Source organism: Providencia xihuensis (assembly GCF_041953405.1).
GTDB classification, from domain to species: Bacteria; Pseudomonadota; Gammaproteobacteria; order Enterobacterales; family Enterobacteriaceae; genus Providencia; species Providencia vermicola.
Genome location: NZ_CP169565.1, coordinates 743911 through 766379 on the forward strand (window position 1 = coordinate 743911; position 22469 = coordinate 766379).

Annotated in this window: 17 protein-coding genes; 13 read left to right on the plus strand and 4 right to left on the minus strand. The window is 40.7% G+C overall.

All coding sequences use genetic code 11. The features are described 5' to 3' along the window. Positions 1-87: 87 nt before the first annotated feature. Positions 88-936, minus strand: a complete 849-nt coding sequence (locus ACE2AL_RS03200) for an EamA family transporter (protein WP_272574276.1) — start codon at positions 934-936, stop codon at positions 88-90. A gap of 391 nt (positions 937-1327) precedes the next feature. Here ACE2AL_RS03200 and nhaA point away from each other — a divergent pair, with 391 nt between their 5' ends. After that, the gene (nhaA, locus tag ACE2AL_RS03205) at positions 1328-2503 is read left to right on the plus strand and encodes a Na+/H+ antiporter NhaA (protein ID WP_206084530.1); all 1176 of its coding nucleotides are present in this window, start codon (positions 1328-1330) and stop codon (positions 2501-2503) included. A 192-nt stretch (positions 2504-2695) separates the two neighbouring features. Beyond that, positions 2696-3613, plus strand: a complete 918-nt coding sequence (nhaR, locus tag ACE2AL_RS03210; RefSeq protein ID WP_206084531.1) for a transcriptional activator NhaR — start codon at positions 2696-2698, stop codon at positions 3611-3613. Between the two features lie 59 nt (positions 3614-3672). On the opposite strand, the gene rpsT is transcribed toward nhaR, so the two are convergent. After that, positions 3673-3933: a 30S ribosomal protein S20 gene (gene rpsT, locus ACE2AL_RS03215; RefSeq protein WP_006662810.1), complete on the minus strand. Its 261-nt coding sequence runs from the start codon at positions 3931-3933 to the stop codon at positions 3673-3675. A 589-nt stretch (positions 3934-4522) separates the two neighbouring features. Here rpsT and ribF point away from each other — a divergent pair. The 9 genes from ribF (at position 4523) to ACE2AL_RS03260 (ending at position 17449) form a co-directional block, all read left to right on the plus strand. Continuing rightward, positions 4523-5461: a bifunctional riboflavin kinase/FAD synthetase gene (ribF, locus tag ACE2AL_RS03220; RefSeq protein WP_206084532.1), complete on the plus strand. Its 939-nt coding sequence runs from the start codon at positions 4523-4525 to the stop codon at positions 5459-5461. A gap of 28 nt (positions 5462-5489) precedes the next feature. Continuing rightward, on the plus strand, positions 5490-8300 hold the full coding sequence (ileS, locus tag ACE2AL_RS03225; RefSeq protein WP_206084533.1) for an isoleucine--tRNA ligase: 2811 nt from the start codon (positions 5490-5492) through the stop codon (positions 8298-8300). Beyond that, positions 8300-8803 carry a signal peptidase II gene (lspA, locus tag ACE2AL_RS03230; RefSeq protein ID WP_206084534.1) on the plus strand — a complete coding sequence of 168 codons (504 nt, stop codon included), beginning with the start codon at positions 8300-8302 and terminating at the stop codon, positions 8801-8803. Before ileS ends, lspA begins: the two co-directional genes overlap by 1 nt. 83 nt (positions 8804-8886) lie before the next feature. Next, complete coding sequence (gene fkpB, locus ACE2AL_RS03235; protein WP_206084535.1) at positions 8887-9357, plus strand: FKBP-type peptidyl-prolyl cis-trans isomerase; 471 nt, start codon at positions 8887-8889, stop codon at positions 9355-9357. Further along, a complete protein-coding gene (ispH, locus tag ACE2AL_RS03240) occupies positions 9338-10291 on the plus strand; it encodes a 4-hydroxy-3-methylbut-2-enyl diphosphate reductase (RefSeq protein ID WP_206084536.1) in 954 nt (317 codons plus the stop codon). The genes fkpB and ispH overlap by 20 nt, the downstream gene beginning before the upstream one ends. A 299-nt stretch (positions 10292-10590) precedes the next feature. Further along, the gene (dapB, locus tag ACE2AL_RS03245) at positions 10591-11412 is read left to right on the plus strand and encodes a 4-hydroxy-tetrahydrodipicolinate reductase (protein WP_206084537.1); all 822 of its coding nucleotides are present in this window, start codon (positions 10591-10593) and stop codon (positions 11410-11412) included. A gap of 444 nt (positions 11413-11856) precedes the next feature. Then, entirely contained in the window at positions 11857-13020 is a 1164-nt protein-coding gene (gene carA / locus ACE2AL_RS03250; RefSeq protein ID WP_272538975.1) for a glutamine-hydrolyzing carbamoyl-phosphate synthase small subunit, read from the plus strand. Positions 13021-13033: 13 nt separating this feature from the next. After that, positions 13034-16255: a carbamoyl-phosphate synthase large subunit gene (gene carB, locus ACE2AL_RS03255; protein WP_206084539.1), complete on the plus strand. Its 3222-nt coding sequence runs from the start codon at positions 13034-13036 to the stop codon at positions 16253-16255. Positions 16256-16423: 168 nt separating this feature from the next. Beyond that, positions 16424-17449, plus strand: coding sequence for a MerR family transcriptional regulator (locus ACE2AL_RS03260; protein ID WP_272538976.1), 1026 nt, complete (start codon positions 16424-16426; stop codon positions 17447-17449). A 38-nt stretch (positions 17450-17487) separates the two neighbouring features. Here the strand turns inward: ACE2AL_RS03260 and ACE2AL_RS03265 are convergent, their stop codons facing one another. Continuing rightward, a complete protein-coding gene (locus ACE2AL_RS03265) occupies positions 17488-18156 on the minus strand; it encodes a DedA family protein (RefSeq protein ID WP_375083977.1) in 669 nt (222 codons plus the stop codon). 150 nt (positions 18157-18306) lie between these two features. Then, positions 18307-19491, minus strand: coding sequence for a cystathionine beta-lyase (metC, locus tag ACE2AL_RS03270; RefSeq protein WP_375083978.1), 1185 nt, complete (start codon positions 19489-19491; stop codon positions 18307-18309). A gap of 430 nt (positions 19492-19921) precedes the next feature. Here metC and exbB point away from each other — a divergent pair, with 430 nt between their 5' ends. Then, a complete protein-coding gene (gene exbB, locus ACE2AL_RS03275; RefSeq protein ID WP_206084543.1) occupies positions 19922-20848 on the plus strand; it encodes a tonB-system energizer ExbB in 927 nt (308 codons plus the stop codon). A gap of 5 nt (positions 20849-20853) precedes the next feature. Then, positions 20854-21279 carry a TonB system transport protein ExbD gene (exbD, locus tag ACE2AL_RS03280; protein ID WP_206084544.1) on the plus strand — a complete coding sequence of 142 codons (426 nt, stop codon included), beginning with the start codon at positions 20854-20856 and terminating at the stop codon, positions 21277-21279. Positions 21280-22469: the final 1190 nt, after the last annotated feature.

A 22469-nucleotide genomic window follows, 5' to 3' on the forward strand; every position in this document is an offset into this window, starting at 1 on the left:
TAAAAGGCTCAAGTGGATTTATTAAAAACCACACTCTAATACCTAAATATAAGGGATTGATATTTATGTTCAGTCCCTTATCGCGGGCTAACTGCTAAGTTTGGCAAGTAAAACACCCGATAAAATAACTATGCAGGCAAGAACTCGCATTAAGTTGAACTTTTCTTTTAAAAAGACAATCGAAAGGAACATTGCAAAGAGTACGCTGGTTTCTCTGATGGCTGCTACCATAACTATAGGTGCTTGGCTCATTGCCCAAATAGCAATGCCATAGCTCACTAATTGCATTAACCCACCTAATAACCCAGAACGCCAATATTGCTGAATACCGAGCACAAGTGTTGTGCGATATTTAATAATACCTGAAATAGTTAAGACGATACCATTTAATAAAAATAGCCAAAGTGTGTAGACGACAGGGTCTTCACTGGCTCGAGCTCCGTGGCCATCTGAAAGTGTGTAGCAGGCTGTGAAAAAGGCTGTACATAAGGCAAAAGTTAACGCTTTTCCTTTGATATTTAATTGAAATTTTCTTCCAGCAAAGGCGATGAGTAAAACACCACTAATAATGAGCAGTATGCCAATAAAACCCATTAATGGAATAAACTCATTGAATAATACAGCGCCAAGCAATGCTGTAATCAGTGGCGCGGAACCTCGTGAAATAGGGTAAATCTGGCTCAAATCACCGTGAGTATAGGCCTGGCTTAAAAAGTAGGTGTAGCCAATGTGGAACAATACCGATAAGGCCAACCAGTGCATTGCTTGGGGAGAAGGTAACCCCAACCAAAATATTGCTGGAATGGCGAGCACACCCGAAAAAAAAGAAATCATGACGAGACCAAAAAAACGGTCATTACCAAATTTAACTAAAGCGTTCCAAGTTGCATGGCAAAAAGCAGCAAAAAGGACGGCGAGTAATACGTAAGTAGTCATAATTTAAGGATAAAGATTATTTTTTTGTTTGAAAAATAAATAACGTTGTTGTTGCGAAACGCTTCGCAAAACGATTGTAACTCAGTCTCCCATATTAAAAATTATTGCGAAACCCTTCGAACAGAAAAAATAGATGATTGCGACAAGAACATCAAAAAATGTAAATTAGAAAAACGAGAAAAAGTTGAATTTATAAAGTCACTTTTTAAAAAATTTATTATTTGTTTTTATAAAAGTTGTCTATAGTGAAATTAACGTTTTTTTATCATTTTGAGTGATCTCTAACCTAAATAGATCGTTAATTCCGATTTTTAATGGATGAATAAACGATTTTTTACGAATTAATAATTAGCATAATATTAACATTCAAAAAATATTGAGGTTAAAATAAATGACAGCAATTATTCGTAAATTTTTAAGGTTAGAAGCAGCAGGGGGCTTACTCCTGATTATTGCTGCCATAGTTGCTTTGATTATGGCTAATACGCCATTGCAAGGCGCTTATCAGCAATTTTTAACGATCCCAGTATCGATTAAAATTTCAGACTTTGGGCTAGATAAACCATTAATTTTATGGATTAATGACTTCCTAATGGCTATTTTTTTCTTAGTCGTGGGTCTTGAGGTTAAACGTGAATTATTGGAAGGATCCTTAGCTGGTCGTGATAAAGCTATATTTCCAGCAATTGCAGCATTAGGTGGGATGATTGTTCCTGCGCTAATTTATCTGCTTTTTAATGGTGGAAATGAAATCACTCAACAAGGTTGGGCAATACCAGCGGCAACAGATATTGCATTTGCTTTAGGTGTTATGGCGTTATTAGGTAAGCGCGTACCCACTGAGTTAAAGGTCTTTTTATTGGCGCTAGCTATTATCGATGATCTTGGTGTTATTGTGATTATTGCCTTTTTCTATACAAGCTCTGTATCAATGATTGCGCTCGGCTTAGCTGCTTTATGTATTGCAATATTGGTCACTATGAATTGGCGCAAAGTGGAAAATACAGCAGCTTATTTAGTTATAGGGCTGATATTGTGGGTATGTATATTAAAGTCAGGTGTTCATGCTACATTGGCGGGGGTGATTGTTGGTTTCTTAATTCCATTAAGGGGCACAAATCAAACAAAACCTTCTGAAGAGCTTGAGCATGTCTTACATCCGTGGGTTGTCTATTTAATCTTACCTATTTTTGCATTTGCAAATTCAGGCGTTCAATTACAAGGCATCACCTTTGATGGGTTATTGAGTCCGTTACCGCTTGGTGTGGCTGCAGGGTTAGTATTGGGTAAGCCAATTGGGATTTTCTTATTTAGTTGGATTTCGGTAAAACTTGGCTTTGCGAAATTACCTGAGTCGATTAATTTGAAGCAAGTTTTTGCCGTTTCGGTGTTATGTGGGATCGGTTTTACTATGTCTATTTTTATAACTGGGCTCGCATTCGATGGTATTGATGAGGTATATAGTACTTACTCACGCCTAGGTATTTTAATTGGCTCCACAGTGGCAGCAGTGCTCGGTTATTTTATGTTAAGAGTAGTCTTACCGAAACAAAAACAGTTAGCGTGAACTAGAATTATAAAGTAATTTAGTTAATTCTTAGTAAGAATTTCCGAACTAATATTCTATGATATGCCGTAGTGTATCTTTTGCAGATACACTACGGTTATACATAATAAAAGCCCCTGATTCATGGGGACAGGTAGATATGTATGGTGAATAGCACCAAGTGTGGTTATTGACGATACAAAAGGAATCGATATGCGGGTTTCACATTTAAATTTTAACCATCTTTACTACTTTTGGCATGTATGTAAAGAGGGGTCTGTCGTGGGGGCGGCTGAAGCACTTTACCTGACTCCTCAGACCATAACAGGCCAAATAAAGGCGCTAGAAGAGCGTTTAGGTGGTAAATTATTTAAGCGACAGGGGCGTGGTTTAGTGCCTTCCGAACTCGGGCAACTTATTTTTCGCTACGCAGATAAAATGTTTATGCTTAGCCAAGAAATGCTCGATATAGTTAATTACAGCAGAGAGTCCAACTTACTATTTGATGTTGGTGTTGCTGATACATTGTCAAAACAGTTAGTTAGCCGAATATTGGAAACGACAGTTGTTGAGCATGAACAGATTCACTTGCGCTGTTTTGAATCAACTCACGAGCTGTTATTAGAGCAACTTAGCCAACATAAGTTGGATATGATTTTATCGGACTGCCCAGTTGATTCATCACAGCAGGAAGGCCTGTTTTCCGTTAAATTGGGTGAATGCAGTATGAGCTTTTTTTGCCGTCAGCCAATACCGAAAAAGCCATTTCCTGAATGTTTAGAAGAGCGTCGCTTACTGATTCCTGGAAGACGTTATCTTTTAGGTCGGCATATTTTAGCTTGGATACGGAATAAAAATTTACAAGTTGAGGTATTAGGCGAGTTCGATGATGCTGCATTAATGAAAGCGTTTGGCATGCATTATAATGCTATTTTTGTTGCTCCTTCTCAGTATACACCTGACCTTTTAGGCGGAGAAGATATTGTAGAATTAGGGCGATTAGAAAATGTAAAAGAAGAATATTACGTTATTTTTGCAGAAAGAATGATTCAGCATCCAGCAGTGCAGCGAGTTTGCAATAAAGATTTTTCAGAATTATTTTCAGTGTCATTTGACAAGTTAGGGCAGTAAATTAAGCAAATAAAAAAACCGGCCTAGGCCGGTTTTTTTTAGCTAATCAAGAAGCAAAATTACATTGCTTTAATTTGAGCAACTAAGTTAGCTTTATGACGTGCTGCTTTATTTTTGTGGATCAGGCCTTTACTGGCGTGACGATCAACAATAGGTTGCATGTCATTGAATGCTTTCTGAGCAGCTTCTTTATCGCCTGCAGCGATAGCAAGGTAAACTTTCTTGATAAAAGTACGTACCATAGAGCGACGGCTAGCGTTGTGCTGGCGACGTTTCTCTGACTGAACGGCACGTTTCTTAGCTGATTTGATATTAGCCAAGGTCCAACTCCCAAATGTATTCTATTGAGGACAATTCAAAGGTCGAGGAATATGCCCTTTCGCCCTGCATTTGTCAATGGATTTGTGCAAATAAACATCGTGTACTTCGATGTCCATGCGCTGTGAATGGTGCAAGATTCTATCAGCAAATATGAGAAGAATACAGATCTTAGCGTGAAAAAATGCGTAATTGATGTCAGAAAATTAAAAACAATCACGATAGAAAAAAATTTTAGCCCATCAATAAGAGGAGAGTATGATATTTGCTCGCTTATTGATTGCTTATTAATCACGAAATGTGTTTAGCTATAGGCATTGATGAGAAAACGATAAAAATTGAATATTTTTAGAGACCTCGGAACAAATTTGTTGTATTGATAATCCATTGGTTATCCCAACATTTTTTGATATCTATGCCTAATTGCTCATATTGGGTAGCATTGTGGCTTGTTGTTCACGTAAAATAGATGGCTATTAGGTCGTGTTAGAATCAAAAAAATAGGGTTTAATGTAACCTTTTGCGAACTAAGGTTAACCTTATGCGTCGTACAAGGTATAATCCTGCAATTTCCTCGGTATTGAGCCTGTTATGGAGCTAATTCGCGGTATACAGAATATCCGGGCGTGCCATCATGGTTGCGTGCTGACTATTGGTAATTTTGACGGTGTTCATCGTGGGCACCAAGTATTACTTCAAAATTTGAAACTCAAGGGTAAGGAACTTGGCTTACCTACGGTTGTGATGATTTTTGAGCCACAACCTCTTGAATTTTTTATTGGTGACAAAGCGCCTGCGCGTTTGACACGTTTAAGAGATAAAGTTAAATACCTCGCAGACAGTGGTATTGACTACCTTCTTTGTGTTGAATTTAACCAGCACTTTGCCTCTTTAACACCCGCTGAGTTTGTCTCAGATTTACTGGTTGACAAATTAGGGGTGAAATATCTCGCCATCGGTGATGATTTCCGTTTTGGGAAAAATCGCATGGGGGATTTTGCCTTTTTGCAGCAAGCAGGTGAAGAGTTTGGGTTTGAGGTTGCTGATACAGAAAGCTTTTGTGATTCAGGTCTTCGCATCAGCAGCACGGCCATTCGTAAGGCTATTCAGGTTAACGACCTTGAATTGGCGGAAAACCTGTTAGGGCATGCCTATCGTATTAGTGGGCGAGTGGTTCATGGTAACCAGCTTGGCAGAACAATAGGTTTTCCGACGGCAAACCTACCATTAAAACGTTTAGTCACACCAGTGACGGGTGTGTATGCTGTAGAAGTTTATGGTTTAGGTGATAAGCCTTTGCCTGGTGTGGCGAATATCGGCACACGACCGACTGTATCTGGAAAAGGAACGCAGTTAGAAGTTCATCTGATTGATGCCACTATGGATTTATATGGGCGTCATATCGATGTAGTGTTACGTAAGAAATTACGTGATGAGCAGCGGTTTGCTTCGTTGGAAGCGCTTAAGGAGCAAATTGCTAATGATGTAATTGCAGCAAGAGAATATCTTACTGCAATAGGAATCAGATAATTTAGCGGAAAATTGGAACTGAGAATCGATGAGTGACTATAAAAATACCCTGAATCTACCAGAAACAGGGTTCCCAATGCGTGGCGATCTCGCTAAACGCGAACCACAGATGTTAGAGCGCTGGTACAAAGAAGGTTTGTACCAAGCAATCCGTAAAGCAAAATCGGGCAAGAAAACCTTTATTCTGCACGATGGCCCTCCATATGCTAACGGCAGTATTCATATTGGTCACTCAGTTAACAAAATTCTCAAAGATATTATTATTAAATCCAAAGGATTAGCGGGTTATGATTCCCCGTATATTCCTGGTTGGGATTGCCATGGCTTACCGATTGAACACAAAGTTGAACAAATCGTGGGTAAACCAGGAGAAAAAGTTTCCGCCGCTGAATTTCGTGCACAATGCCGCCAATATGCAAAAGAGCAAATTGAAGGCCAAAAAGCTGACTTTATACGTCTTGGTGTATTAGGTGAGTGGGATAAACCCTACTTAACCATGGACTTCAAAACCGAAGCCCACATCATCAGAGCGTTAGCAAAAACCATTGCAAACGGCCATTTAGTGAAAGGTGCTAAGCCTGTTCATTGGTGTACAGCATGTGGTTCTTCATTAGCTGAAGCTGAAGTTGAGTATTATGACAAAACTTCCCCATCTATCTACGTTCGTTTCCCTGCAGTAGATAGCAAAGTGGTGTGTGAAAAATTCGGGGTTACGAGTGATAAAACGCCATCACTGGTTATCTGGACAACAACACCGTGGACATTGCCTGCTAACCGCGCAATCTCGTTGAATCCTGAATTTAAATACAACTTGGTACAAGCGAATGGCGAATTAGTCATTTTAGCAGCTGACCTTGTTGAAGATGTAATGAAAACTGTTGGTATCGACGAATGGGCAGTTTTAGGTGAATGTGAAGGTTCTGCGCTTGAACTGCTGCGTTTTGAACATCCATTTATGGGCTTTGATGTTCCTGCTATCTTAGGTGACCATGTTACATTAGATGCAGGTACAGGTGCCGTTCATACTGCGCCAGGTCATGGTCCTGAGGACTATGTGGTTGGCCAAAAATACGGTTTAGAGACAGCAAACCCTGTTGGGCCAGACGGTTGTTTCTTAGCCAATACCTATCCAACACTGGATGGTGTGTTCATTTTTAAAGCTAATGATTTAATTGTTGAGCTGTTAAATGAAAAAGGCGCGTTGCTGTATAAAAAAGCAATCACGCACAGCTACCCATGTTGCTGGCGTCATAAAACCCCCGTTATTTTCCGTGCAACACCACAATGGTTTATTGGCATGGATAAAAATGGCTTACGCGAACAATCATTGAAAGAAATTGATATCGTTCAGTGGATCCCTGGTTGGGGTCGCGCACGTATTGAGTCAATGGTTGAAAACCGCCCTGACTGGTGTATCTCTCGCCAGCGTACTTGGGGAACGCCGATGTCTTTGTTTGTTCATAAAGATACGGAAGAGCTGCATCCTCGTACGTTAGAATTAATGGAAGAAGTCGCTAAACGTGTTGAAGTTGACGGTATTCAAGCATGGTGGGATCTTGACCCAGCTGAATTACTGGGTGATGAAGCTGAAACCTACCGTAAAGTACCAGATACACTAGACGTCTGGTTTGACTCTGGGTCTACACACTTTGCCGTGGTTGATGCACGTCCTGAATTCCATGGTAATTCAGCTGACATGTACTTGGAAGGCTCTGACCAACACCGTGGCTGGTTCATGTCCTCATTGATGTTATCAACAGCAATGAAAGGCAAAGCGCCATATCGCCAAGTGTTAACGCACGGTTTCACCGTTGATGGCCAAGGCCGTAAAATGTCTAAATCATTAGGCAATACGGTAAGTCCACAAGATGTCATGAATAAACTGGGTGCAGATATTCTGCGTCTATGGGTTGCTTCGACGGATTATACAGGTGAAATCGCGGTCTCTGATGAAATCTTAAAACGTGCAGCGGATTCATATCGCCGTATTCGTAATACTGCCCGCTTCTTGTTGGCGAACCTTAATGGTTTCAATCCAGAAACGGACATGGTGAAACCTGAAGACATGGTGGTGTTAGACCGTTGGGCGGTTAGCCGTGCGCTTGAAGCACAACAAGAAATCGCCAAAGCGTATGATGAATATGATTTCCTTTCCGTTATTCAGCGTTTAATGCATTTCTGCTCTATCGAAATGGGTTCGTTCTATCTGGATATCATTAAAGACCGTCAGTACACAGCGAAAGGAGACAGCTTAGCGCGTCGTAGCTGCCAAACAGCTCTGTTCCATATCGTTGAAGCGTTAGTACGTTGGATAGCCCCAGTACTTTCTTTCACTTCAGACGAAATCTGGAATGAATTACCAGGAAAACGTGCTCAATTCGTTCTAACCGAAGAATGGTATAACGGCTTATTTGGTTTAGATGAGTCAAATGAAATGAATAACAGCTTCTGGTCTGAACTGCTGGCGGTTCGCGGTGAAGTGAATAAAGTGTTAGAGCAAGCGCGTACAGATAAACACATTGGTGGCTCACTAGAGGCTGCGGTGACGTTATATGCAGATAAAGACTTAGCAAACAAACTGCAAAGTTTAGGTGATGAACTGCGTTTCGTTCTGCTGACTTCTCAAGCGACTGTCGCGGATATTGCAACGGCGTCTGCTGATGCGCAAGAGAGCGAGTTAAAAGGCCTTAAAATTGCCTTTAGTAAAGCGGAAGGCGAAAAATGCCCACGTTGCTGGCATTATGCGAGCGATATCGGCTCATCAAGCGAGCAACCAGAAATTTGTGGTCGCTGTGTGACGAACGTAGCCGGTGACGGCGAATTGCGTAAGTTTGCTTAATGAAGACGCCTATTTGTTCTACTGGCCTGCGTTGGTTATGGCTAACCATCGTGATTATCGTGGCAGATTTAGGAATAAAGCAGTTGGTGCTAAAAGACCTGAATCTGTATGAACCACATGCTGTAATGCCATTTTTCAACATCATGTACGCCCAAAATTTTGGTGCGGCATTTAGTTTCTTGGCTGATGAAGGCGGCTGGCAGCGTTGGTTCTTTGCGGGTATTGCGGTGGGAATTTCCATTATTTTAATGGTGATGATGTACCGCCAAAGCGCGCAAAAACGCCTATCCAATATTGCTTACGCACTCATTATTGGCGGGGCAATTGGCAACCTTAGCGACCGTCTGGTTCATGGGTTTGTCGTTGATTACCTTGATATTTATGTCGGTAATTGGCACTGGCCAACATTCAACCTAGCTGATATGGCAATTTGTATTGGTGCTGCTTTAGTTATTTTGGAAGGTTTTTTACCAGAAAAGCCAAAGCAGGAAAAAGCCAAATAAATTGGTAGCACAATAGGTTACAATGTAATGACACACAGCCCAGATTTTCTGGGCTGAATTTTATGACAAAATAGGTTTGGTTTATGTCTACTCAAATACAGGCTCAGAGCGCAGTTTTACTGCATTTCACATTGAAATTGGAAGATGGCTCTACAGCCGATTCTTCACACGCACAAGGAAAGCCTGCGTTGTTTGTGTTAGGGAATGATTCGTTATCACCTGAACTTGAGGCCAAATTAATTGGGCTTAACGAAGGTGAAAAGAAAAATTTTTCATTACCTGGTGATACTGTTTTTGGTAAACATAACCCTGATTTAGTGCAGTATTTTTCATTGCGTGATTTTATGGATACAGGTATCCCTGAAATTGGGACTATCATGTTATTTACCGCAATGAATGGCAGCGAAATGCCTGGTGTAGTAAAATCGATCGAAGGTGAATCGATCACTGTTGATTTTAATCACCCACTCGCTGAGCAACAAATTAGCTTTGAAATTGAAGTGCTTGAAGTAGACCCGCAATTGGAGAATCACAATGCAAATATTAATGGCTAACCCTCGTGGTTTTTGTGCTGGTGTTGACCGCGCAATTAGCATTGTAGAAAGGGCATTAGAACTATACGGCGCACCTATCTATGTTCGTCATGAAGTGGTTCATAACCGTTATGTAGTTGATGATTTGCGTCAGCGTGGTGCTATTTTTATTGAAGAAATTTCTGAAGTACCAGATGGTTCAATCTTAATTTTTTCTGCACATGGTGTGTCACAAGCTATCCGCCAAGAAGCACGTTCTCGTGATTTGACCATGCTATTTGATGCAACATGCCCACTAGTGACTAAAGTACACATGGAAGTCGCTCGTGCAAGCCGTAAAGGTAAAGAAGCGATTTTGATTGGGCATGCGGGGCATCCAGAAGTCGAAGGGACAATGGGGCAATATAGCAACCCTGAAGGTGGTATGTATCTTGTTGAAAGCCCAGAAGATGTTTGGAAATTGAAAGTCAAAGACGAAAATAATTTATCGTTTATGACACAAACGACACTTTCTGTGGATGACACTTCAGATGTCATTGATGCACTAACCGCACGTTTCCCTAGTATTGTTGGGCCACGTAAAGATGATATTTGTTATGCAACAACCAATAGGCAGGAAGCGGCAAGAGAGCTGGCTGAGCGTGCAGATATTGTGCTAGTTGTAGGCTCTAAAAACTCATCAAACTCAAACCGTCTTGCTGAACTTGCATCAAGAATGCAAAAACCTGCATTTTTGATTGATGGTGCAGAAGACATCCAAACTGAGTGGCTAACGGATAAAAATATTATTGGTTTAACGGCTGGGGCGTCAGCGCCTGATATTTTAGTTCGTCAAGTTATTGATAGATTAAAAGAGCTTGGTGCAGACTCTGTTGTTGAACTACAAGGCCGTGAAGAAAATATTGTTTTTGAAGTGCCAAAAGAATTGCGAGTCGAAGTTAAAGAAATTAACTAATACATAGCATACATAGCAGCATATTATTCAAAGAGTCATTTTGTATCATCAAGGTGGCTCGGTCTTTTTTATTCTGATTTTTTCTTTCCTACTTTTCTTATCATCAACACTTTTTCTGATAATCAGTCCGCGTTCTACGTTTTTGTTAATAACTGTCGATTAATACTGGCAGAATCTCATCATGATGGTTAATCTGTAACGCAATAATAAACTAAATTGTTTGTGAAAAATATTGATATTCACGTGAGATACTCAGTTTAAATTTAGTCATTTGCATCAATAATGAAAAAGGATGAACCATGGAAAATTCAGTGGTACGTGTTGCGATTGTCGGCTCAGGTGGTCGTATGGGACGGCAGTTAATTCAAGCGGCACAACAACAAGATGGCATTCAATTAGGCGCTGCTATTGAGCGAGAAGGCTCTTCGCTGATTGGCGCAGATGCAGGTGAGCTTGCAGGAGTTGGTAAACTAGGAATTTATATTACGAATTCTCTTGATAAAGTCGTTGATGATTTTGATGTTGTTATTGATTTCACCCGGCCTGAAGGCACGCTGCATTATTTAGCATTTTGCAAAGCTAACCAAAAGGGCATGGTTATTGGCACAACAGGTTTTGATGAACAAGGGAAACAAGCTATTGCTGATGCGGCAAAAGTCATTCCAATTGTGTTCGCGGCAAACTTTAGCGTCGGTGTTAATCTAGTCCTTAAATTACTGGAAAAAGCAGCAAAAGTGATGGGAACTTACACCGATATTGAAATTGTGGAAGCTCACCATCGTCACAAAGTTGATGCTCCGTCTGGTACTGCATTAGCTATGGGGGAATCTATTGCGGGTGCGCTAGGAAAGGATCTAAAAGACTGCGCAGTATATACCCGTGAAGGTTATACTGGTGAGCGTGAAGCTGGCACTATCGGTTTTGCAACAATTCGAGCAGGAGACATTGTTGGTGAACATACGGCGATGTTCGCTGATATCGGCGAACGCGTAGAGATCACACATAAGGCATCAAGCAGGATGACCTTTGCAAATGGTGCTATTAAAGCATCCTCTTGGGTTTTTTCTAAAAAATCTGGGTTATATGATATGAAAGATGTGCTTTGTCTTGATGATCTTTGATTTTTTATTTTAAATTATCATTATAAATCAATAAATTATTTATTATTTATTGGTTTATAATGGCTTTTGTTATTATTTTATTTTAAATTGCTATTTTCCGTTTAATTCATCTATAAAACTGACTTTTATTCGAGTTAATTTCCCTTTAATCTCAATTCAAGCTGCGTTATTATCAATTGTGCAGTTATCTTACTTGGCAACCGTTTACTTATTCATATTGGCTATCATTTTCAGTGCTCACGTTAAGTAAACTGGGGTTGTTGTCTATAAAAGTAAGATAAAAGTGTAAAAAATGCATTTTTTTCTAGACAAGACCCTATCTCATCATTAGAATGCGCGCAATTTGCCAAAAATTTGCTTAAAAACTCATTTTGGCATTGATTTAGATCGCAAAATCTGAATTAATATGCAAAAAACGTGATTTATTATTCTCCGGAGGGTGTTTTGATTAAGTCAGCTATATTGGTTCTGGAAGACGGAACCCAATTCCACGGGCGTGCCATCGGTGCTGAAGGGGCCGCAGTTGGAGAAGTCGTTTTCAATACGTCAATGACCGGATATCAAGAAATAATTACAGACCCTTCCTATTCCCGCCAAATTGTTACTCTCACTTATCCCCATATTGGTAATGTCGGCACTAATGCTGATGATGAAGAATCCCCAAATGTTCATGCTCAAGGCTTAATCATTCGTGACTTACCATTGGTTTACAGTAACTTTCGTGGGCAAGAAGGGCTATCCGAGTATCTGAAGCGCCACAAGGTTGTGGCAATTGCAGATATCGATACACGTAAACTGACCCGTTTATTGAGAGAGAAAGGGGCTCAGAATGGGTGCATTATTGCAGGAGATAACCCTGATGTGGCGCTTGCGCTAGAAAAAGCACGTAATTTTTCTGGGCTTAATGGGTTAGATTTGGCAAAAGAAGTGTGTACTAAAGAAGCCTATAGTTGGACCCAAGGCTCATGGACGCTAGAAAACGGCCAACAAGGTGCTAAATCAGTTGAAGAGTTACCATTGCATGTTGTTGCTTACGACTTCGGTGCAAAACGCAACATTCTACGCATGTTAGTTGACCGTGGTTGTCGTTTAACGGTGGTGCCTGCGACAACATCAGCAGAAGCAGTACTCGCAATGAATCCAGACGGAATTTTCTTGTCGAATGGCCCTGGCGACCCAGCGCCATGTGATTATGCAATCAAGGCGATTAAAACATTTTTAACAACGGATATCCCTGTTTTTGGTATTTGCTTAGGGCACCAATTATTGGCTTTAGCTAGCGGTGCAAATACCCTGAAAATGAAATTTGGTCATCACGGAGCAAATCATCCTGTGAAAGATTTGGATCGAGATGTTGTGATGATCACGGCACAAAATCATGGTTTCGCAGTCGATGAATCTACACTTCCCGATACATTGCGTGTGACTCACAAGTCACTATTTGATGGAACACTACAAGGTATTCACCGTACAGATAAACCTGCATTTAGTTTCCAAGGCCATCCTGAAGCAAGTTCAGGGCCACATGATGCAGCCAATTTATTCGATCACTTCATTGATTTGATTAACGAATATCGTCAAACCACACCACGTCAAAACGCACAATAATCGGGAGCAAATCATGGCAAAGCGTACAGACATAAAAAGCATTCTGATTTTAGGTGCGGGTCCAATTGTTATCGGTCAAGCATGCGAGTTTGATTATTCTGGGGCTCAAGCATGTAAAGCCTTACGTGAAGAAGGTTATCGTGTCATTTTAGTTAACTCTAACCCTGCGACGATTATGACCGACCCAGAGATGGCCGATGCGACGTATATTGAGCCGATTCACTGGGAAGTGGTTCGTAAAATTATTGAAAAAGAACGTCCTGATGCAATTTTACCAACAATGGGTGGGCAAACAGCGCTTAACTGTGCGCTTGAACTTGAGCGTAAAGGGGTTCTTGCTGAGTTTGGCGTTACGATGATTGGTGCAACAGCAGACGCCATTGATAAAGCCGAAGATCGTCAACGCTTTGATAAAGCGATGAAAAAAATTGGTTTAGGTACTGCACGCTCAGGTATTGCTCACAACATGGAAGAAGCGTATGCCGTTGCAGACGATGTGGGGTTCCCTTGTATTATTCGCCCATCGTTTACGATGGGCGGAACGGGTGGTGGTATCGCTTACAACCGTGAAGAATTTGAAGAGATTTGTACGCGCGGTTTAGATTTATCGCCAACCAATGAATTATTAATTGATGAGTCATTGATTGGTTGGAAAGAGTATGAAATGGAAGTTGTTCGCGATAAAAATGACAACTGCATTATTGTCTGCTCAATCGAAAACTTTGACGCAATGGGGATCCACACTGGTGACTCAATCACCGTTGCACCCGCTCAAACCTTAACAGATAAAGAATACCAAATCATGCGCGATGCCTCGATGGCAGTTTTACGCGAAATTGGTGTTGAGACGGGGGGTTCAAACGTTCAGTTTTCGGTTAATCCAAAAGATGGGCGCTTAATTGTTATTGAAATGAACCCGCGGGTTTCTCGCTCGTCAGCGCTAGCTTCTAAAGCGACGGGCTTTCCAATCGCGAAGATTGCAGCGAAACTGGCGGTCGGTTATACCCTCGATGAACTGATGAATGATATTACTGGTGGCCGTACACCTGCTTCGTTTGAGCCTTCTATCGACTACGTTGTGACTAAAATTCCACGCTTTAACTTTGAGAAATTTGCGGGTACCAATGACCGTTTAACCACGCAGATGAAATCGGTGGGTGAAGTGATGGCGATTGGCCGCACTTTCCAAGAGTCGATGCAAAAAGCGTTACGCGGCTTAGAAGTGGGCGCAACAGGTTTTGATCCTAAAGTTGAACAGGATGACCCTGAAGCACTGACGCGCATTCGTCGTGAATTAAAAGATGCAGGAGCAGAACGCATCTGGTTTATTGCAGATGCATTCCGAGCGGGCTTGTCCGTTGATGGTGTCTTCAACTTAACCAACATTGACCGCTGGTTCTTAGTACAAATTGAAGAGCTGGTGCGTCTAGAGGAAGAAGTTGCGGAGTTAGGTATCAACGGCTTAACCAAAGATTTCTTACGTGTATTAAAACGTAAAGGGTTTGCGGATGCACGCCTAGCAAGTTTAGTTGGTGTATCAGAAGCTGAGCTACGTAAATTACGCCAAAGTTATGATTTGCACCCCGTTTATAAGCGTGTTGACACCTGTGCTGCTGAGTTTGCAACCGATACTGCCTATATGTATTCCACGTATGAAGATGAGTGTGAATCCAACCCAAACCATAGCAAGCCAAAAGTGATGGTTCTGGGGGGAGGGCCTAACCGTATTGGTCAAGGTATTGAGTTTGACTATTGTTGTGTGCACGCTTCACTCGCGCTACGTGAAGATGGCTATGAAACTATCATGGTTAACTGTAACCCAGAAACCGTTTCAACTGACTATGATACGTCTGACCGTCTCTATTTCGAACCTGTTACGCTCGAAGATGTGTTAGAAATTGTGCGTATTGAGCAGCCAAAAGGTGTGATCGTACAGTATGGTGGTCAAACGCCACTGAAATTGGCACGTGCACTTGAGGCCGCCGGTGTTCCTGTCATTGGAACTAGCCCTGATGCGATTGACCGTGCAGAAGACCGCGAACGTTTCCAGCAAGCGGTTAATCGTTTGAATTTAAAACAACCGCAAAATGCGACGGTCACAGCGATTGAGCAAGCTGTTGAAAAAGCGGCTGGAATTGGTTATCCACTCGTTGTACGCCCATCATATGTTCTCGGCGGTCGTGCGATGGAAATCGTGTATGATGAAATCGACCTGCGCCGTTATTTCCAAACTGCAGTCAGTGTCTCAAATGATGCACCAGTACTACTTGACCGTTTCTTAGATGACGCTGTAGAGGTGGATGTTGACGCGATTTGTGATGGTGAAATGGTGCTGATTGGCGGGATCATGGAGCACATCGAACAAGCGGGCGTTCACTCTGGTGATTCTGCTTGTTCATTGCCAGCGTATACACTGAGCCAAGAAATTCAGGATGTGATGCGTGAGCAAGTTCGCAGCTTAGCATTCGAATTACGTGTACGTGGCTTAATGAATGTTCAATTCGCAGTCAAAAATAACGAAGTGTATTTGATTGAAGTGAATCCTCGTGCTGCGCGAACTGTCCCATTTGTTTCAAAAGCAACGGGCGTACCGCTGGCAAAAGTGGCTGCTCGTGTTATGGTTGGCCAGACATTGACCCAGCAAGGTGTGACGAAAGAAGTTATTCCTCCTTACTATTCAGTCAAAGAAGTGGTTCTGCCATTTAACAAATTCCAAGGTGTTGACCCAATTCTTGGCCCTGAAATGCGTTCAACAGGGGAAGTCATGGGAGTTGGTCGTACTTTTGCAGAAGCGTTTGCTAAGGCGATGTTAGGTAGCAGCTCAACCATGAAAAAATCAGGTCGAGCATTGTTGTCCGTGCGTGAAGGCGATAAAACTCGCGTTGTTGATTTAGCGGCTAAATTGCTAAAACATGGCTTCGAGCTAGATGCAACGCACGGTACGGCGATTGTTCTTGGTGAAGCAGGGATTAACCCGCGCTTAGTTAACAAAGTACATGAAGGTCGTCCACACATTCAGGATAGAATTAAGAATGGTGAGTACGATTACATCGTGAATACAACCGCAGGGCGTCAAGCGATTGAAGACTCAAAACTAATCCGTCGCAGCGCATTGCAGTATAAGGTTCACTATGACACGACGTTGAATGGTGGTTTTGCAACCACAATGTCACTGAGTGCAGATCCGACTGAAAAAGTGATTTCAGTCCAAGAGATGCACGCGTTGATTAAGTAATCAACGCGTATTGAATTGAGCCCCAGCGGTAGCCTGCCGACTGGGGCTTTTTTTATATATTGCTTACTTGAAGGGGAAAGGTGCAAAAAAAATAAAAAAAGGCAAAATGGTCATTGACTCTCACGTAACGTGAGGCCGTAACCTCAGTCTCACTTACAGGAGGAACGTATGCTATTTCAAGTGGGTGAAATCGCGGAAAAAACGGGGTTAACCATCCGAACACTTCATCATTATGAAGAAATTGGCTTATTGCTTCCAACTGCAAGAACCGATGCAGGTTACAGACTCTATAACATGCAATGTATTGAGCGATTAACGCAAATTCAATTACTGCGCCAAGTTGGAGTCAAACTCAAAAACATCGGTGAAATATTGGATGGTCAGAGTGGAGATATGACAAACCTTCTGCAGGAACGAATTGCTTTATTAACTGAACAAATGCAGCAAATGGCAACATTGCGTTTTCGGTTGGAGCAACTTCAAAAACAGATGCAAATGGGCGATACCTCAACTCAGGTCGATTGGTTCTCTGTATTGGAGATGATGACGATGTTTGATAAATATTTTACACCGCAAGAGTTAGAACAATTACCGCTATACACCGCACATACGCTGAAAAACCAAGAGTGGCAGCAACGAGTGGCGGCGGTGAATGCATTAATGCAACAAGGTATGACACCTCAATCAATTGAAGCACAGCAACTGGGGTATGAATGGATGGTCGCTCTGGAAAGAGATACGGGTGGAAACCCAGATTTTTTTGCAAGGTTGAATAAAATTCACTTAACAGACAACGCGTTAGCTTATTCATCAGGTATTTCTGAGTCAATGATCCAATTTGTTGCACAAGGGTTTAGTGAATATCAATTAGCGCTGTTTAAGCCCCATTTAACAGAAGAGCAGTTTGCGCTTGTTCGGCAACATTATTTTACTGCGGGGCAAGTTTGGCCTGAGCTGATTGCTGGGCTGCATAATGCATTGAAAGCACATAAATCTCCAGACTCACCTGAAGTACAAGTGCTGGCTCGTACATGGTTAGACATGTTTATTCAATTCACTGGAGGTGACCCTATCATTCAGGAAAAGATCCGCACAGTTTACCGTGAAGAGCCTAAAGTTTCTCAAGGTACTTGGATGACGCCAGAAATCGGGCAATATTTATTTTCAGCGGTGAATATTTTGATGGGGAAATAATGCAAGTGGCCGCAATATTGCGGCCATAGATATTTGTGTTATTTATTGCTACTTAATGCCTTGCGGTGTTTCCAATACATCACAATAGAGCCAATTAATCCACTAATTAATAAGATAACAGGGATGATCATTAATGCGCTAATAACCACTTGCTCGTGCTCTTTTACAAACGGGATTTGGTTAAGGGCATAGCCTAAAGAAACGATAATACCTACCCACAAAAGTCCGCTTAGCCAATTGAAAAACTGAAAACGGCGATGGCTTAATTCAGAGAGCCCTGCAAGTAAAGGTAATAATGTACGAACAAAAGCTAAAAAACGACCAATAAGTAAGGCGTATAAACCTTGTTTATTAAACATATTATTTGCTTTTGCATGATACTCATCAGGAATTTGGGCTAGCCAACGCTTGACCGTTTTCGTTTCACTGAGCCATCTACCTTGCATAAACCCTAACCAACAACCCAAACTCGCAGCTGTGGCGAGCAATAAAATGGTTGGGACAAAGTGCAAAACTCCTTTGGCGATTAATGCGCCAGAAAGGATTAACAAGGTATCTCCAGGCAGAAAAGCGGCGGGAAGAACCCCATTTTCCAAAACAATAACAACAAAAAGTACGGTATAAATAACCCAAAGTACTTCGGGGTTGGAGAGTTTTAGGAAATCGTGATCCCAAAGCGCTAGTACGATTTCGCGTAGGACTTCCATAATCATTCCTGTATTTGTCTAAAAGCGAATTTCCTTATTTATATTACAGGAAAAAATAAGATTGGGTTTGATTTGTTTGGGGGTATTCATTCATTAGTCGATGAATTGCAGAAAACATTTTAGTGTTTTCTGCAATTTTCATTTTTTATTTTAAATGCGTTCAAAAGCCAATTGTAGGTCATCAATTAAATCTTGTGGGTGTTCAAGCCCCACGTGAACACGGAAAAAAGTCCCTTCGTTCAATTGAAAATCATATTGTCTCATGCTGAGTAAATCTTCTTTTTGGTAACCTAAAATTAGCGATTCAAATCCACCCCATGAATACCCCATTTTAAAATGAGCTAAATTTTCGATAAAAGCAGCGAACTGTTCAGTGGATAGGCGTGACTTAAGTTGAAAAGAAAATAAGCCATTACACCCTGAAAAATCCCGAATAAAGAATTCATGACCAGGCGAAGTTGGCAGGGCTGGATGAAAAACCTGTTCGACTTCGGGGCGTTCTTGCAGCCAGTTTGCTACTTGTATACTGTTTTCTTGATGCTGTTTTAGGCGCGTAGGGAGGGTATGCAAACCACGATTAGCCATATAAACGGTATCGGGGTCTGCGGTTTGCCCAAGCAGATATGAATTTTCACGTAAAGTTTCGATGCAGCGCTTATTTGCTACTGCGACTCCTAACATGCCATCAGAATGCCCATTAATATATTTTGTTGCGGATTGTATTGAAATATCCACATCGAACAATAAAGGTTTGAGCAGGACACCCGCTGCCCATGTATTGTCAATCATAATGATGATTTCAGGTGCTTTGTTACGTATAGCTTGAACGAGAGCAGGTAAATCGTGGACTTCCATGGTAATTGAACCTGGAGATTCTAAAAAGACAATGCGCGTATTCGCTTGAATCAAATCTGTAATCTTTTCGCCAATGAGCGGGTCAAAGTAGGTCGTTTTAACCTGTAATTTGGTTAAAATATGGTCGCAAAAATTCTGTGTTGGGTCATAAGCGGAGCCTGTGACTAAAATGTGCTCTCCTGCAGAAATAAAGGATAAGATTGCATTGGTGATGGCAGCAGCACCTGATGGGTAAAGTACAGAACCTGCTCCACCTTCTAATTCAGCCATGGCTTCTTGGAAAGCAAAATGGGTTTGTGTGCCTCGGCGGCCATAAAAAAGCACACCATCCGCACGATGCCGAGTTGCATGACGTTTTTCTTCAAGCGTGTCAAAGATAATCGAAGATGCTCGTTGAATGACAGGATTTACACCTTTTTGTGTGAATTTAGGGTTCCGACCAATGTGCACTAATTGGGTTTCTGGTTTGGTGTTTGCCATGATCTTTCCTTTATGGTTTCAAATTTAGCCTATCCAGAGGCGTGGATACTATGACGTTAATGCATTCGTGGGGAAATGTAACTTGAGTTTTCTTCAGTATTACAAAGTTCAATAAATCGTATTGGTATAGAAGAAGGGGGGAGTATATTTGTCCATTGAATACATTTATTGCATTAATAAGAATAAACAAGCAATACCCGTGTAATAGGCGTGGACTTCATTGTTTGAGAACAAAAAATATAAAAAAATTTGTGAATACTAATGATAATTACTATCAATTCGCGCTGTCTTTGATATCATCAGCACCGTCTTTTTGAAAAGAGACGAACAGCGCGAGTTAAATTTCGCTTTTAAAGGTTAGTCGATGAATGGCACAATCATCGATATGAATTTTTTTATACAACACTAAAAAGAGAGTAAAGGCCAACTGATGCGTAAACTAACAGCTTCTATTCTATTGGCGTTCGGCTTGATGGGGACGGCGGTCGCTGAAACCACACCAGCAACAACACCAGCTGCGTCTCAAAATACATCATCGACACCTGCTGCAAATCCTGCGGCGCCAATTACAGCACCAAATGGTGAAGTTGCTCCCGTATCTTCTGAGCCTGCAGTCAATACTGCTGTTGTGAATGAAAATATCGAAATTGCGACAGAGGCGCCAACAGGGGGTTTTGATCAGGATTTATCTGTTTGGGGCATGTACCAAAATGCGGATAATGTCGTGAAGACGGTGATGATAGGTTTGGTTATTGCATCAGTCATTACATGGGCACTCTTCTTCTCTAAAGGCCTCGAAATTTTAGTTGCTCGTCGTCGTTTAAAAGACGAAGCGAAAGCGATCGCAGAAGTGAAATCCCTTGATGAAGCCGTGAAAATTGCTGAAGGTTTCAAAGGAAATAGTATTACACGAATGCTGCTTAATGAAGCAGTAACAGAAAGAGCGTTATCGGCAAATAGTACCGACCTGTCTGGTACGAAAGAGCGGACGTCATTCCGCCTTGAAAGGGCCGTTGCTGCAATCAGCCGATATATGGGCCGTGGTAATGGTTACTTAGCGACTATTGGTGCTATCTCTCCTTTTGTTGGTTTGTTTGGAACGGTATGGGGCATCATGAATAGCTTTATCGGGATCGCTCATTCACAAACCACTAACTTAGCAGTGGTTGCGCCTGGTATCGCAGAGGCACTTCTTGCAACGGCAATTGGTCTTATCGCTGCGATCCCAGCAGTGGTAATTTATAACATTTTCGCCAGAATGATTAATAACTACCGTGGTCAGGTAGGGGATGTGGCTGCACAGTCTGCATTATTATTAGGGCGTGATCTTGATCTGGCAAATAGCAAAGCAAGGTAATTATTATGGCAATGCGTTTAGGTGACGAACAAGATGATAGCGGTGAAATGCATGAAATTAACGTAACACCGTTTATCGATGTGATGTTGGTTTTATTAATTATCTTCATGGTCGCGGCTCCCTTGGCAACTGTAGATATTAAAGTTGACTTACCTGCTTCAACCGCGAAGCCGCAGCCACGGCCAGAAAAACCTGTGTTCTTAACAGTTAAAGCGGATAGCCAGTTATTTATTGGCGACCAAGCTGTATCAAAAGAACAGCTTTCTGCAACACTTGACCAAGCAACAAGTTCAAATAAAGAAACAACGATCTTCTTCCAAGCAGATAAAAGTGTTGATTATGAAACGATGATGGATGTGATGAATGCATTACGCCAGTCGGGTTATCTAAAAATTGGCTTAGTTGGAATGGAAGCTACTTCGTCTAAATAGTCAATATCAACGATATCAGCTGTTATCACGCGTTTTATCTTTAAGGATAAAGCGCGTTTTTTATGAATCAAACAAAAGTGCATCAAAGCGAGTGTATAGCTGCCTGATTTTTCTATCGAATGCTAATTATTCTGTGTAATGTCATATTTATTTGTATGATTAAATCATGATTAAAAGATTTTTATCCTATATTCACGCGTTTTATTTGTGTTTGATTGAGAGGACAGAGCCTTAGTCGCATGTAAAATACTCTCTTATGGGGTATTTAGCGCTAAGATAAAGTGATAAAACAAGAAGTATATTAAAATAATTGATGAATATTCGATATTTTTTATCTGGCTTCAGATAAGGTAATTGAATGAAACCGTATTTCAACGTGACATTTTTGACTCAATTATAAGCTGAGCTTCTTTTTTTAATGCGGTTTTTCATTGAAAATGTAGCTTAGTGTAGTCTGAAATAGGGTGTATTTGACTACTTTCAATGTGATTAAACCAACAAAACATAACAAAAAATAAACCATTATATTTGAATGGTTTTATTAATAATGACTATTTTATCAATATAATAATTAAACCACATAAATCACATGGGTAAATTAAAAAATTAAAATTTAGATAAAATGATTGTTTTTTATGGGGAAATTTAGTTTTGATAGAATAGGTATATGGATGTAAATAAAAAAAGGATTATTTTTACTTCGAAGAAAGATAATGATTATGTAAATATTTTTTATGAAATTAGAATCGAGTATTTATTTTGAATATATTTACATCAGCACTTTATATTTAAAATAATATAAATATATTTAATTTAAATATAAAGTAAATAGTGAATGAATAGTAAATATGTATATATGTAAATAGATTGTAATATCTTAACAATAGGCGTTTTATGTTGCTTGATTTCTTTAACTGTTTGATATTTTTACATTTAATTAAATTTAGATGACTTCTTAAGTTAAACAAAAAAACACTTGCGCAACCTAAGTGTTAGGCTATAATACAATCAATAACATTTGGAAACACTTTTAAATATTTTATTATACCAAGTTATTTATTTTTGAAATTTACTCGAGCTAGGGAAATAATCAAGCCATGCTAATTTTAAAAATAATTTAGATTAGCAAGATTTTAGGCTTTATATTAAAAGTAGATATAACTACTTAATTGGGTAACTCAGGTAGAACA

Bases quoted from the DNA above. Each gene is read 5' to 3' on its own strand.
- ACE2AL_RS03200 (WP_272574276.1), bottom strand. From the start codon at position 936: ATGACTACTTACGTATTACTCGCCGTCCTTTTTGCTGCTTTTTGCCAT.
- nhaA (WP_206084530.1), top strand. From the start codon at position 1,328: ATGACAGCAATTATTCGTAAATTTTTAAGGTTAGAAGCAGCAGGGGGC.
- nhaR (WP_206084531.1), top strand. From the start codon at position 2,696: ATGCGGGTTTCACATTTAAATTTTAACCATCTTTACTACTTTTGGCAT.
- ribF (WP_206084532.1), top strand. From the start codon at position 4,523: ATGGAGCTAATTCGCGGTATACAGAATATCCGGGCGTGCCATCATGGT.
- ileS (WP_206084533.1), top strand. From the start codon at position 5,490: ATGAGTGACTATAAAAATACCCTGAATCTACCAGAAACAGGGTTCCCA.
- lspA (WP_206084534.1), top strand. From the start codon at position 8,300: ATGAAGACGCCTATTTGTTCTACTGGCCTGCGTTGGTTATGGCTAACC.
- fkpB (WP_206084535.1), top strand. From the start codon at position 8,887: ATGTCTACTCAAATACAGGCTCAGAGCGCAGTTTTACTGCATTTCACA.
- ispH (WP_206084536.1), top strand. From the start codon at position 9,338: ATGCAAATATTAATGGCTAACCCTCGTGGTTTTTGTGCTGGTGTTGAC.
- dapB (WP_206084537.1), top strand. From the start codon at position 10,591: ATGGAAAATTCAGTGGTACGTGTTGCGATTGTCGGCTCAGGTGGTCGT.
- carB (WP_206084539.1), top strand. From the start codon at position 13,034: ATGGCAAAGCGTACAGACATAAAAAGCATTCTGATTTTAGGTGCGGGT.
- ACE2AL_RS03260 (WP_272538976.1), top strand. From the start codon at position 16,424: ATGCTATTTCAAGTGGGTGAAATCGCGGAAAAAACGGGGTTAACCATC.
- ACE2AL_RS03265 (WP_375083977.1), bottom strand. From the start codon at position 18,156: ATGGAAGTCCTACGCGAAATCGTACTAGCGCTTTGGGATCACGATTTC.
- metC (WP_375083978.1), bottom strand. From the start codon at position 19,491: ATGGCAAACACCAAACCAGAAACCCAATTAGTGCACATTGGTCGGAAC.
- exbB (WP_206084543.1), top strand. From the start codon at position 19,922: ATGCGTAAACTAACAGCTTCTATTCTATTGGCGTTCGGCTTGATGGGG.
- exbD (WP_206084544.1), top strand. From the start codon at position 20,854: ATGGCAATGCGTTTAGGTGACGAACAAGATGATAGCGGTGAAATGCAT.